Source organism: Saccharopolyspora rosea (assembly GCF_025643595.1).
Taxonomy (GTDB): domain Bacteria; phylum Actinomycetota; class Actinomycetes; order Mycobacteriales; family Pseudonocardiaceae; genus Saccharopolyspora; species Saccharopolyspora rosea.
The window spans coordinates 2,566,985-2,580,018 of record NZ_CP102826.1 but is presented as its reverse complement, the minus strand read 5'-3'; the positions used below and the strand labels follow the sequence as shown (position 1 = coordinate 2,580,018).

12 protein-coding genes are annotated in these 13,034 nt (G+C 68.7%); 7 read left to right on the top strand and 5 right to left on the bottom strand.

All coding sequences use genetic code 11. The features are described from left to right. Positions 1–12 precede the first annotated feature (12 nt). The 3 genes from NV263_RS11925 (at position 13) to NV263_RS11915 (ending at position 3,999) form a co-directional block, all read left to right on the top strand. Positions 13–1,302, top strand: a complete 1,290-nt coding sequence (locus tag NV263_RS11925) for a cytochrome P450 (RefSeq protein WP_263253026.1) — start codon at positions 13–15, stop codon at positions 1,300–1,302. A gap of 233 nt (positions 1,303–1,535) precedes the next feature. Further along, on the top strand, positions 1,536–2,447 hold the full coding sequence (locus NV263_RS11920; RefSeq protein WP_263253024.1) for an AurF N-oxygenase family protein: 912 nt from the start codon (positions 1,536–1,538) through the stop codon (positions 2,445–2,447). A 4-nt stretch (positions 2,448–2,451) separates the two neighbouring features. After that, entirely contained in the window at positions 2,452–3,999 is a 1,548-nt protein-coding gene (locus NV263_RS11915; protein WP_263253023.1) for an FAD-dependent oxidoreductase, read from the top strand. Positions 4,000–4,596: 597 nt separating this feature from the next. Here NV263_RS11915 and NV263_RS11910 read toward each other — a convergent pair. After that, positions 4,597–5,550, bottom strand: a complete 954-nt coding sequence (locus NV263_RS11910; protein WP_263253022.1) for a hypothetical protein — start codon at positions 5,548–5,550, stop codon at positions 4,597–4,599. 485 nt (positions 5,551–6,035) lie between these two features. On the opposite strand from NV263_RS11910, the gene NV263_RS11905 reads away from it, so the two are divergent. Both NV263_RS11905 and NV263_RS11900 read left to right on the top strand, forming a co-directional pair. Next, entirely contained in the window at positions 6,036–6,368 is a 333-nt protein-coding gene (locus tag NV263_RS11905) for a type VII secretion target (protein ID WP_263253021.1), read from the top strand. Positions 6,369–6,374: 6 nt separating this feature from the next. Then, positions 6,375–7,832, top strand: coding sequence for a WXG100 family type VII secretion target (locus NV263_RS11900; RefSeq protein ID WP_263253019.1), 1,458 nt, complete (start codon positions 6,375–6,377; stop codon positions 7,830–7,832). A gap of 123 nt (positions 7,833–7,955) precedes the next feature. Here NV263_RS11900 and NV263_RS11895 read toward each other — a convergent pair whose 3' ends face one another. After that, a complete protein-coding gene (locus tag NV263_RS11895; RefSeq protein ID WP_263253018.1) occupies positions 7,956–8,867 on the bottom strand; it encodes an antibiotic biosynthesis monooxygenase in 912 nt (303 codons plus the stop codon). A gap of 134 nt (positions 8,868–9,001) precedes the next feature. On the opposite strand from NV263_RS11895, the gene NV263_RS11890 reads away from it, so the two are divergent. Further along, on the top strand, positions 9,002–9,568 hold the full coding sequence (locus tag NV263_RS11890) for a nucleoside deaminase (protein ID WP_263253017.1): 567 nt from the start codon (positions 9,002–9,004) through the stop codon (positions 9,566–9,568). Here the strand turns inward: NV263_RS11890 and NV263_RS11885 are convergent. The 3 genes from NV263_RS11885 to NV263_RS11875 all read right to left on the bottom strand — a co-directional run bounded on the left by NV263_RS11885 (position 9,565) and on the right by NV263_RS11875 (position 11,877). Continuing rightward, a complete protein-coding gene (locus tag NV263_RS11885) occupies positions 9,565–10,236 on the bottom strand; it encodes a hypothetical protein (protein WP_263253015.1) in 672 nt (223 codons plus the stop codon). The genes NV263_RS11890 and NV263_RS11885 overlap by 4 nt on opposite strands. Then, the gene (locus NV263_RS11880) at positions 10,191–10,949 is read right to left on the bottom strand and encodes an FAD-binding oxidoreductase (RefSeq protein ID WP_263253014.1); all 759 of its coding nucleotides are present in this window, start codon (positions 10,947–10,949) and stop codon (positions 10,191–10,193) included. The genes NV263_RS11885 and NV263_RS11880 overlap by 46 nt, the downstream gene beginning before the upstream one ends. 343 nt (positions 10,950–11,292) lie before the next feature. Next, on the bottom strand, positions 11,293–11,877 hold the full coding sequence (locus NV263_RS11875) for a TetR/AcrR family transcriptional regulator (RefSeq protein ID WP_263253012.1): 585 nt from the start codon (positions 11,875–11,877) through the stop codon (positions 11,293–11,295). Positions 11,878–12,083: 206 nt separating this feature from the next. Between NV263_RS11875 and NV263_RS11870 the strand changes: the two genes are divergently transcribed. Next, entirely contained in the window at positions 12,084–13,022 is a 939-nt protein-coding gene (locus tag NV263_RS11870; protein ID WP_263253011.1) for an alpha/beta fold hydrolase, read from the top strand. Positions 13,023–13,034: the final 12 nt, after the last annotated feature.

Sequence of the window (13,034 nt, the reverse complement as noted above, 5' to 3'; positions counted from 1 at the left end):
GGAGGCGGCACCATGGCCACCGTCTTCCAGCAGGTCCTGGACCGGGAGAACCGGGCGAATCCCTGGCCGCTGTACGCCGAACTGCGCCGGAACCGGGTGGTCCGGGAGCCCGACGACCGCTACGTCGTCAGCCGGTACCGCGACATCGTGGCGCTGCTGCACGACCCGCGCGTCAGCTCGCACGTCCCGGAGGAGTTCGGCGGCCCGGCCGCGGAGGCGGCGCGCAGCTTCATCAACCTGGACCCGCCGGACCACGACCGGGTGCGCCGGATCCTCAACCGCCACTACGGGCCGCCCGAGACTCCCGGCCGCATCGACGGCATGCGCCCCGAACTGCTGGAGATCGTCACCGAGCTCATCGACCGAATGGTGGGTCGCGCCGAGATCGACGTGGTCGACGACCTCGCCTACCCCTTCCCGGTCACGGTGATCTGCCGGCTGCTCGGCGTGCCGGTCGAGGACGAGCCCCGCTTCCACGTCTGGGCGGACACCATCGTCGAGGGCGTCGGCCCGACCGGCGCGGTGTCGGGGGAAGCCCGCGCCGAGCGGGAGCGCGCGTTCGCCGAACTAGGCGCCTACCTGGGCGAACTCGCCGACGCGCGGTGCGACCTGCCCGGCGAGGACCTGATGTCCGCGCTGGTCACCGACGACGGCGAGCTGGGCCGCATCCCGCACGCGGAACTGGAGCGCAACCTGGCGCTGCTGCTGGTCGCCGGGCACGAGACCACCGTCAACCTGATCGCCAACGGGATGCTCACCCTGCTGCGCAATCCCGACGTGCTCGCCCGGATCCGCCAGGACCCGCTGTACGCCATCCCGACCGTCGAGGAGCTGCTGCGCTACGAACCGCCCGTGCAGCTGCTGCCGAACCGGGTGGCGCTGGCCGACATCGACATCGCGGGCACCACGATCCCGGCGGGGTCGCAGATCACGCTGGTGCTGGCCGCGGGCAACCGCGATCCCGACCACGTGCGCGACCCCGACCGCTTCGACCCCCGGCGGTTCGACCCGGAAGGCCCCACCGCCGACCGCGAGAGCGCCCAGCACCTCGGCTTCGGCGGCGGCGTCCACCACTGCTTCGGCGCACCGCTAGCCCGCCAGGAAGCCCAGATCGCCCTCGTCGAACTGGCCCGGCGGCTGGACAACCCGCGCCTGCTCGCCGACCCGCCGCCGTACCGCCCCAACGCGGTGCTGCGCGGCCCACGCCACCTCCCGATCGCCGTCGACCGCGTCAATCCCGAGGACATCCCCCGGGCCAGAAGACCCGCCGAACATCCCGCCGCGACGCGGGAATCGCGGTAGTTCCGCGTCGGTTCCGGAGGAGGGCAACACCTCCGGGGTGTCGCCCCATAGCCGTCCTTTCGTCCACAAAGGACTCATCGCCGATGCCCGGGGCGCCGCTCGCAGGGGCGCACGATCCAACCCCCGACACTTGACGTGACCTACATCACTTTCCTGTCTCCGCCCCCTGGATTTTTCCTGCTACCCTCAGGTAACTGTTACCTGAAGTAACAGACACTTCCGAGGGGGAGCCCATGACCAGCACCCACACCGGATCCGCCGCGGCGCCGACGCGACGGGACGACGTCGCCAGCAGGTTGCTGCGGTCGTCGGAGACGCTGTCGTTCGACCCCGCGCAGGAGGTCGACTGGGAAACGCCGCTCGACACGAACTTCCACGGCACCAGCCCGGAGTGGAGCACGCTGTACGGGACGTCCTACTGGGACGAGATGACCCCGGAGCAGCAGCGCGAGCTCACCCGCCAGGAAGCCGCTTCGGTGGCCAGCACCGGCATCTGGTTCGAGATGATCCTGCAGCAGATGGTGCTGCGGGACTTCTACGCCAAGGACCCGACCGATCCCGCGTTCCAGTGGGCGTTGACCGAGATCGCCGACGAGTGCCGGCACTCCATCATGTTCGCCCGGGGAGCCGCGAAGCTCCGCGCACCCGCCTACCGCCCGAGCCGCCTGGTGGTCGAACTCGGCCGCGCCTTCAAGACGCTCGCCTTCGGGGAGGCCGCCTACGCCGCGATCCTGGTGGCCGAGGAGGTCCTCGACGTGATGCAGCGGGACTGGATGCGCGACGAGCGGGTCGTTCCGTTCGTGCGCACCGTCAACAACATCCACGTCGTCGAGGAGTCGCGGCACATGAAGTTCGCCCGCGAGGAGACCCGGACGAGGCTCGCCGGTGCGGGACCGGTGCGGCGGCAGATCCAGGCCCTGGTCGTCGCGGGCGCGGCGTACTTCATCGTCACCAGCATGGTGAGCCGGAAGGTGTACGCCAACGCGGGGCTGGACCCCGACCGGGCCGTGCGGGAGGCCAAGCGCAACGAGCACCACAAGTCGCTGCTGCGGTCCAGCTGCGCCGGGCTCATGGAGTTCCTCAACTCGGCGGGGCTGCTCACCAAGGCGGCCACCTGGTTCTACAAGCGCGCCAACCTGATCTGACCCCATGGCATACGCGATCACCCAAACCTGCTGCAACGACGCGTCCTGCGTGAAGGTCTGCCCGGTCAACTGCATCCACCCGGCGCCGCACGAACCGGACTTCGGCACCACCGAGATGCTCTACATCGACCCGAGCACGTGCATCGACTGCGGTGCCTGCGCGGACGCGTGCCCGGTGGACGCGATCTTCCCGGCCGACGCCCTCACCGGACCGCTCCAGGCGTACGCCGAGGTCAACGCCGCCTACTACGCGGACCGGCCGGCGCCCTCCGCAGCGCCCGACCACCGACCGAACTTCCACGCCTGGGACCCGCCCGTGTTCGACCGCACCATCCCCAGCGACCTCGCTCCCCTCGACGTCGCGGTGGTGGGGACGGGCCCGGCAGGCATGTACGCGGTGGAGGACCTGCTGCTGCACACCAACGCCCGGGTCACGCTGATCGACCGCCTGCCGGAAGCCGGCGGCCTGGTCCGCTTCGGCGTCGCCCCGGACCACGTGTCGACCAAGAAGATCCGCGAGACCTTCGCCCGCTTCCACGACCACCCCCGGCTCCGGCTGCACCTCGGGCTCGACGTGGGAACCGACATCACCACCGAGCAGCTGAGCGCGCACCACGACGCCGTGATCTACGCGGTGGGCGCCTGCTCGGCTCGCCGGCTCGGCATCCCCGGCGAGGACCTGCCCGGCAGCGTCGCGGCCACGACCGCGGTCGCCTGGTACAACGGCCACCCCGACGTCCCGGCCGACGCGATCGACCTCTCCGCCGAACGCGTCGTGCTGGTCGGCAACGGCAACGTCGCCCTCGACGTGGCCCGCATCCTCACCGCCGACCCGAACGAACTGGCGGGGACCGCGATCGCACCGGCAGCGCTCGACCGGCTCCGGTCGAGCAAGGTCCGCGAGGTCGTCCTGCTGGGCCGCCGCGGCCCGGAATCCGCCGCGTACACCAGGCCCGAACTCCTCGGGATCAGCCAACGCCCCGACGTCGACCTGGTGGTGGACGCCCACGACCCGGACGTCGTGCGCGCCATCGACACCGCGGCCGGCGACGACAAGGCCGGACTGCTCCGGGACCTCCCGCGCGAGGAGGTCGACTGGTCCGCACCCCCGGCGCACGGGCGCCGCCGCATCGTGCTCCGGTTCCGCTCCGCACCCCTCGAACTCACCGGCACGGCGCAGGTCCGCGGCGTCCGCGCGACCGGCTCCGCCGGCGAGGTCGAGATCGCGGCGGGGACGGTGGTCCGCGCCGTCGGCCACCGCGGCGAGCCCGTGCCGGGCCTGCCCTTCGACGAGGAGACCGGCACGATCCCGAACGCGGGCGGACGCGTCGACGGACGCCCCGGCAGCTACGTCGTGGGCTGGATCAAGCGCGGCCCGTCAGGCGGCATCGGCGCGAACCGCGCCTGCGCGCGGGAAACCGTCGGCACCCTGCTCGACGACGCGATCGCAGGCCGCCTGCCCGAACCCATCGGGAACCACCGGAGCTTCACCGGCATCGTGTCCCGCCGCCTCCGCCGCCAGAGGTGGGGCGGGTCGGCGGCCCGGCCGTGAAGCCGTGAGCGCGGCCTACCGCACCGGCATGGCGTTCGACGATCTTCCGATAGCTGCCGGGTTTACGATTGCCCTCTGTTCACGATGTCGGCGATGCGGCGGGTCAGGGGCTGCGGTTCGGTTCCTTTTCAGCGCGGACAGGACAGCGAAGGCAACCGCCATCCCGCTTGCACCGCCCAGAGCCGAGGAGAGCCATGCGCCGCCGACGCCAGTGGGAGACAGCCATCGGATGAGCAGCGTGGTTGCTGCTGCTGCCACGGCAGCGACGGCTGCTTTCCCGAGGGTCCGCGACATCCGGCCGCCGTCGAGCGGCCTGAGTCGTTTGCGCAGCCACAGCCTGCCGATGACCCAGCCGACGACGAACTGCTGACCGAAATGAGGCCCCTCCCCTCGGAAGAATCATCTGAGAAAGAGTGGGCCGTCGCGGCCCGCGCCCGGCGCTTGCAGTCGCACGAGCAGCGCACATCCACGTGCAGCACCAGGCCGTCGAGAAGCTGCTCGGCCTGGTCGCGCACGTGGATGGGCACGCTGATGCGGTAGAACGCACAGCCATCCCGGACTGAACGAACACGGGCAAGATCTGGTGTCGTCTCCGTGTCAGCGGGGGTTGAGCCGCTGGGACTTCCGTCTGGTGAACAAGTCGAGGTCATTCCGCAGAACGGAGCGGAATTCGTTACGCAGTGCCGTCAAGCTTGCGGCCGGTCCTGGGCTTGCCACCTTCAACAACTGACCCACCGAGCATGTCAGCATCCGCCCCTGCCAGGCCGCGTACACCGCAAGGGTGTCCACGCGCAGCGCATCATCCCAGTCCAGGAGCAGATAGCCGAGGAGCTGCCGCAGCCACTGGTCGACCGGCGGCTTGGACTCCCTGCTGAGCTTGACGTCCACCAACGTTCGCCCGACCACGAGATCGGCAATACCAAAGCCCGCAGCGAGCTCAGGCGCGACGACAACCTGCTCCCCCAGCTCATGAAACGCCGCACGCCCCTGCTCGACATACCGTGCCCATACCACGCCCAAGGCATCCCTGAGCTCAGGATGATCACCCAACGAACCACCCTCGGTGGCAGCCATGAACCAGAACCGTCGATTGTCGACAGACCAATCTGGGTGATTATGGTCCAGATCGTGCACTTCCATCAGATCCAAGCACGTCGCGAGTGCGCGATGCTCTCGATGATCGCCGGAAGACTGCGGCCGGATTCCGGCTCTCCAGTCCAGCAACGCGGGATCACTGGTGCCGTTGTCCGGAAGCTTTCCTGCTCGCCTGGGGGCAAACCCCGCAGCCGTGAGCAACTCCGAGTACCGGCCTGGCGGCAGGTACGTCAGCAACCGCGCCGGTTCGGGCCGCTGGCCAAGATCGAGGCCGATCCGTAATTCCAACGCACGACCAATATCCTCCCACCCCTCAAGCAAGCCGCACTCCGGACCAGTCGCCGCCTCGACCACTTCCAGCCAGGCATCTCTAACGAAGCCACGATGAGGCAAACGGGTGTCCAGGAAGCGAGATAGTTGGCTCGCACGATTCCGAGCCCGATCGGCGATCGACATACAGAAAGCCTCCCACACCCCACCGACACAGCTGGACCAGCTGAAAGGACAAGCAAATGCATTTGTGGGCCCAAGCACGTCCAGTACCGCCAAACCTGTGCTGCTTGGGATGCCGTTACCTGCATGACTCCGACCCTGTTACGACCGCGCCCTGTCATGTTCAGCCGACGTTCAGCGGTGATCGATCATCTGGTCAACGTGTTCCGGTGACCTGATCACGTGAGCATTGGACCGGAAGGCGACGCACCCGACGAGCTCGCCGAGCTGGCGGGCCGGGCGGACCGAACCGCCCGGGCAGTCGCGGCGCAGCACGACGGAGTCCGCGCAGGACGGTCCTGTCCCGCTGGCCGTCGGCCCCGGCGGCGACCTGCTGGACATCGCCTTCGGTGCCCACGCGGTGTCCGGACTGGAATTCCGGTGCAGTGCCAGCACGAACGACGCTCGTGGTCGTGACCACAGCGTCTCCCCGCACGCGCAAAGGATGTATGAGTTTCATGCCGCAGGACGCTGTTCGTGTCGACTCGGCCGCTCTCGACGTTTTCCACGACCATCTGGCGAACGGAACGGTGGCCGAACTGGGGAGGGTCGCAAGCGGGGTCCACAGGCTCAACGGCGGCGACGTCAACGCCTTCGGCGTTTTCTTCGCGCAGGTCCTCGGGATTCCCAGCCGGATCGCGATGGCGACAGCCGCTGACCACATCGACGACCTGACACGGCAAATGTCTGATCTGGCGAAGAACGTCAAGGACACCGCCGACGCCTACGACCAGGTCGAACAGGCCAATGCGAGGCGCGCCCGCGGCCTGGTTGGGAACTGATCCGGGATGGGACAGCTCGACGTCACCTCGTCGAACTGGTCGTCGGGCGCTGGCCTGATCGACAGCGTCAACAGCCTGGTCACCGGCATCAGGCACGCCCACGACGGCGACCAGGCAGCGGTCGCAGCGGAGATCGGCCTGGCCGTCACCTCCACGGCACTCGACACCGCGGCGATGGCGATCGACCCGCTGAGCAAGCTCACCGCGGCCGGTCTGGGCTGGTTGATCGAGCACATCAGGTTCCTGCGCACGCCGCTGGACATGCTCGCCGGCAACCCACCCGAAATCGCCCGCACCGCCGAGCAGTTGCACGAGTTCGCGGCCGACATCCGCAATGCGGCGAGTGACTTGACGAGAGCCTCGCGCACGGCCACCGAGCAGTGGCGCGGGCCCGCCGCCGACGCCTTCACCGACGCCATGACCACTCAGCAATACCGGCTGGACGTCGTCGGCGAGTCGGTCGACACCGTCGGATATGTCGTCGAGACCAGCATGGCGCTCATCGCCGCGCTGCGGAACCTGATCCGCGACATGATCACCACGGTGCTCGGCGACATCACCTCGACGATGCTCGTCGCATTGGCCAGTGCGCCGTTCACCTTCGGTGCGTCACTCGTGGTGGGCATCAGTCGCTGCGTCGTGATCGCGATGACCAGCGTCGTGCAGATGATGGCGAAGATCGGCAAGGTCGCGGGCCTGTCCGGCCGGACGGCGCGGCGCATCGACGACCTGGTGGACAACCTCGGCAAACTGGCCAAGGACCTCGGCGGCAAGTACGACGACCTGCGCGGCATCACCCGGGCGACGGTCGGCGACGAGGTCGGCGCCGACCGCCCGCCGTCGCTGCCGGACCACGGTCCGCAGGACCCCCCGCCGCAGCAGCCACTCGTGCACGGCGAGGACTTCCACGATGACGGCCTCGGCGACGAGGTCTACCGGGACTGGCTCGTCGCCGATCGCAGGCTCAACGGCGACGAGCAGGCCGGCACTGCGAGGCACGATGTCCGCGACAGCCAGGACGCGGGCCCGACCGAGCCGCCCTCCCCCGGCACACCACCCGCGGAGACGCCGGCACCACCGGCTGCCGAGGCACCGGCACCACCGGCTGCGGACGTCCCGCGCGCGAAGGACTCGCCGTTGAAGAAGTTCGAGGTGCCGGCGCTGAAGAAGCACGAGAACTGGTTGCGGGACCAGGGCTTCGGCGACGAGCTCGACAAGGTCAAATCCGTCGACAACTGGTGGAAGACCAACCACCCCGACCTCTATCCCCACCTCAAGGGTCTCAGCGACGCGAAGAGCTCGAAGAACTACGTCGGCCTCGCCGACAAAGCGGCGCTGACCTTCGGCAAGGAGCTCACCGACATCCAACAGCAGGCCGAGCAAGCCTGGCAGCAGGCCGACGAGCAGCGGCGGCAGGAGCAAAATCGACCCGAACCCGGCGGAGGCGGGAACGGCCAGGAATGAACGCGCAGTTCCCGCGGATCAGCGTCCGACGAACTCGGGATGGCGGCCCGTGCCTCCTGGGCCGCCACTGCTGATCGGGCGCACGCTCATCCCCGAACAACTCGGAGAACAGCTGCGCAGCGGTCAGGCGGTGACCCACGCGAAGGCGGCGAGGAACAGCGCGTAGCAGGCCACGACGGCAACAACGCCGAGCAGGTTCGTCACGACCTTGCGCATCCGGCCCGGCACCAGCCAGAACGCGAAGATCCTGTTGACCAACGGCATCAGCAGCCAGGTCAGGATGCTGACGCTCAGCGCGTTGCCGATGAACAGGGACAGATACCCCGGTAGCCGCACCAGGTCCAGCTGGTGGCCCACCGTCAGGTTCAGGACCATGACGGTGGGATACAGGGCCAGCAACACGGTCATGGCCTGCTTCCAGTTGGGTGGCACGCCTGCCTCGGCCTCGCCGTTGAAGCGGAACCAGCCGCTGAACGCCGAACTGATCTTGCGCACGTCGTAGCCGGCGAAGTAGCGCTTGCCCTCCTCCAGGAGCTTCGCCCGCGTCTCGGACTCCAACCATTCGTCCAGGTGCTCACGACTGTCGTACCGGAACACCGCCACCCATTTGTCCTGCACCCCCGGTACCGGGTCGAAGAGTTCGAGGCCCATGAATCCCGGTGTTTTCTCCTGCACCTTGCGGACCTTGTGCTGCCATTGCGCGAACTCGCGCTCATGACCTGGCTTGATGTCGTGCGAGACGACCGCGGTGACGGCATCCGGCGGCGGCGCCTCTCCGGCGAGGATCTCCTGTTTCGGTTCCTCCTCGAACAGGTCCTCGCCCTCGTCGAGCAATTCTCGCCGTTCTTCCGAGTCCAACCACGTGGCCAACTGTTCGATGGTGGCGAAGCGAAACACGACGGACCAGGTGTTCTGCTCCCCCGATGTCGGCGGGTACAGCTCGGCCGCCTCGAACCCGCGGAAGTCGGCGGCGGCCTGGTCCACCCGTCGTTGCCATTGCCGGTAGTCGTTTTCCCGGCCTTCGCGGACCGGCAATGAGATGAGGACCGTCGCGCTACGGCTAGCGTGCGCTTGGTTTCCCCCGGTTCCATCGGGTAACCGTAAGCTACTCCCGGCTGCTCGGACAACGCGGAGAAGATCAGGTCAGCGGCATTGATCGGAGGTCCTCGATGGGACACAAGGAACTGATCGAGGAAGCCGTTCGATTGGCGACCGAGTCGGTCGAGAACGGGTGGGGCGGACCGTTCGGCGCAGTGCTCGCGCGGGATGGGGAGATCATCGCGCGAGGCCAGAACCGCGTCCTGCTCACCGGGGACCCGACGGCGCATGCGGAGGTCGAGACCATTCGGAAGGCCGTGCTGGTGCTGAACCCCGAGGCGCCCTCCATTTCGGAAGACCACCACAACGCATCGACGCTCCAGTTCGTGCCGCGCCCGGAGGGGTCCGATGACGTGGTGCCCGAGCGGGCCCGCATGCTCATGGGATGCGCGATCTACATCAGCGGCGCGCCGTGCCCGATGTGCATGTCCGCGATCTACTGGTCGCGGATCAGCGAGGTGTACTACGCCAAGGCCCTCAAGGACACCCGGGAGATCGGTTTCGATGACGCCTTCCAGTACGACGATTTCCAGAAACCGCTCGACCAGCGGAGAATATCGATTCAACAAATCTACCCCGAAATCGGGGACAGGGCTTACCAGGCGTGGATGAACAAGTCCGATCGACACCCGTACTAACGCGCGGGGACGCCGTCGAGAAAGGTGTGGAAAACCCCGTCCGGGTCGAAGCGCGCGCGCAGCGCCAGCAACCGCCGCCAGTTCTGTTCGGTGTAGCACCGGCGGGCTCGGGCCGGTGCCGCGGTGAGGTCCGCCTCCCCCACGTAGTGGCCGACCGTGACGGGTTCCAGAGCCGTCATCGTCTCGCGCAGCCAACCGCGGTTGGCGTCGTCGGCGACCGGGTCTTGCCACACGGCATAGCAGTCGAGCAGGGTCCTGCCGTGCACGGAGAACGCGGTATCGGCTGCGGTGCCGATGCCGCGGGGTTCGGGTGACAGGGTGGCGAGGACAACGGACTCGTTCGAGGGTGCGGCCTGGATCGGTTCCCGCAGGCGGCTCACCACGGCACCGAGTTCGGCGTTCGACCACGCCGTGTCGGCCGCGTAGCGACGGCCTTCCGGCCAGAACCTCGCCGCGGCGTCGAACAGCCCGTCGAAGGTGGTGGGCGCGGCGACCTGGGCGTGAAGCGCCCGGCCGGCAGCGGGACAGCGCTCCAGCGGCTCCAGTGCCTCGACCGCGGCCTGCGCCGAGTCCGCGAAGGCGACGGCGGTGACGACGGCGACCGTGCCCGGCGGTTGCGCGGTCACCCCGGGTGGTGCGGCGCCGAGCAGGAAACTCGGCTCGACCATCGGCGGAATCCGGTCGCCCAGGTCGGACGCCCAGTCCGCGACCTCCTCCGCATCGGCGAGCGAGTAGACGTAGCTGCTCGTGGTGATCGCGCGCGGAAAGGGTGGAGGTCCACCAGGTATCCGGTGACGACGCCGAAGAATCCCGGGCCCGCGCCGCGTGCCGCCCAGAACAGCTCGGCGTTGTCCTGCTCGTTCGCGCGCACCAGCTCCCCGTCGGCGGTGACGAGCTCGACCTCCCGCACACTGCGGCACGCCGGGCCCCAGACGCGGGTGTTCCAGCCGAACCCGCCGGCGAGCAGGTAGCCGCTGACGACGACCTGGCCGCAGTGGCCCGCGGGGAAGGCGAACCCGTGCTCGGCGAGCGCGGCGGCCAGCACGCGGTTGGACACCGCCGGGGACAGTCGCGCGGTGCGGGTGGCGGGGTCGATCACGACGTCCCGCAAGCCGGACAGGTCGACGAGCATTCCGCCGTCGCGCAACGGAGATCCGAACCAGTTGTGCCCGCCACCGCGAACCGCGACGCGGAGACCGCGGGCGCGGGCGAACCGCACCGCGTGCACAACGTCGCCCCTCGAAGCGACGGTGACGATCAGCTCGGGGAATCGGTCGGGTTTCCACGCGTTCCACAACATGGCGCGCCGGGTCCGCTCGTACGCGTCCGAGCCACGCCACACGACGCTGCCGCGGATCTCGCGCAGCGCATCCGCGCCCATCCGAGCCCCCACCACCCCACGCGCCGTTGTCGCGGCCCAGCACAGCCCCGACCTGCCATGCGGCTCGGCGGCCAGCGGGAATCCGTCGGGCTTGCCGCCGTTCCCGGACCCCCGAGCCCACTGCGCGAGCGTGGCACAGCCGGATTGCCTGCGCTCGGTGGTGCGCACCGAGGTCGAAGTCGACCGGAGCCACTTCGGTGGGCATCCCGCGCGACGCCAGGCGAATGCGGAGGTCAGCTCATCGGTGGCCCCGATGAACTTGACACCCCGGGCGTGGGCTCGTGGTAGGGCCGGGCTCCTTTGAAGCTCGGCAGCATCGAGTGGTGGAGCCGCATCAGATTCGTCACGCGCGCAACGCCTGCGACAGCGCGTCCACGGTCACGTCCACGATGGCCAGGAGCTGCTCCTGGCTCGCCCCGGCCCTGCTCATGACGGCGAGCGACTGGTTCACAGCCGCCGCGTGCACCGCGAAGGTCTCGGCGTCCTGGTCGGTCAGTCGGCCGGCCTTCAGCGCGGCGCGCAGGCGCAGGCGCTGGGAGCCGAGCACCTGTTTGGCGTGCGCTGCGACGCTCGGACTCAGCACTGGAATTGCCATGGCTGACTGGGCGATCAGGCATCCATCGGGCACTTCGGGATCGGCGATGCGATCGAGGGTGACGCCGAAGAACGCACGGACAGCGGCGACGGGTTCCGAGGCTGCACACGACAGGGCGGAGTCGTACTTCTCGCCATAGCGCGCGGCGTAGAGATCCAGGCAGCGCAGGAAGAGCGTGTCCTTGTCGCCGAGGGAGGAGTAGATGGAACTGCGGTTCAGGCCGGTTGCCCGGGACAGATCGTCCAATGAGGTGTCGGCGTAGCCGTCGCGCCAGAACTGGATCATCGCGGCGTCGAGCGCCGTGTCCATGTCGAACTGCTTCTTGCCTGCCACGCTGCACTTCCTTGCCGATGCGTCGATGTTTCGGACCGTGTTGCGCACCATCCTATCTTGGACCGATCAGTTCAAGATGTGCTAGCCTCCAAGCGTGGCCATGGCCGGGCATACCGCGCCGCGCGAGAAGCGCACCACGCGGTCCCGGCCACCGCCGTCAGCTACACCGTCCCGACCGCACACCTGACACCGGTGGAGGAATCCCCGTGACCGGACCAGCGACCAGCACTTCGCATGTCTCCGACAACAACCCCATCCGCGACCTGCCCCTGCAACACCTGGCCGGCTTCACCCACCGCTGGGTCGACGCGGACGGCGTCCGCCTTCATGCCGTCGAAGGCGGACGACCGAGCGGCCCGACCGTCGTCCTGCTCGCCGGCTTCCCGCAAACCTGGTGGGCCTGGCGAAAGGTGATGCCCGACCTCACCCACCGGTTCCACGTCATCGCGATCGACCTGCCGGGTCAGGGCCACTCCGAGCGTCCGGAGCGCGGCTACGACACGCACGCGGTCGCCGCGCACGTCCACACCGCCGTGCAGGCTCTCGGAGTGTCGACGTACTCCCTGGTCGCCCACGACATCGGCGCCTGGGTCGCGTTCTCCCTCGCCCTCAAATTCGAGAGCCACCTGCGCGGGGTCGCTCTGCTCGACACCGGAATTCCCGGTATCACCCTCCCGGAGGCGATCCCCACCGACCCGGATCGAGCGTGGAAAACCTGGCATTTCGCGTTCCACACCGTGCCCGACCTGCCCGAGACGCTGCTCGCCGGCCGTGAACGCGAGTACGTCGGCTGGTTCCTGAAGGCGAAGGCCCTGTCCCCCAACACGTTCGACGACGCCGAGATCGACCACTACGCGGCGGCCATCGCCGTCGACGGCGGCCTGCGCGCTTCCCTCGCGTACTACCGGGACGCCGCGGAGTCAGCGCGCAAGAACCACGAGGCGCTCAAGCGGCGGCACCTGACCGTGCCGATCCTCGGAATCTCCAGCAGCCACGGCTCCGTTCCGGACATGGCCGCCTCCATCAGCCCATGGGCCGACAACACCACCCGAATCGTCGTGCCCGACGCCGGCCACTTCATCCCCGACGAGCAACCCGAAGCCATCGCTGCCGCGATAGCGGACTTCATCGCCGACGGCGACTGACACCCGAGCGGT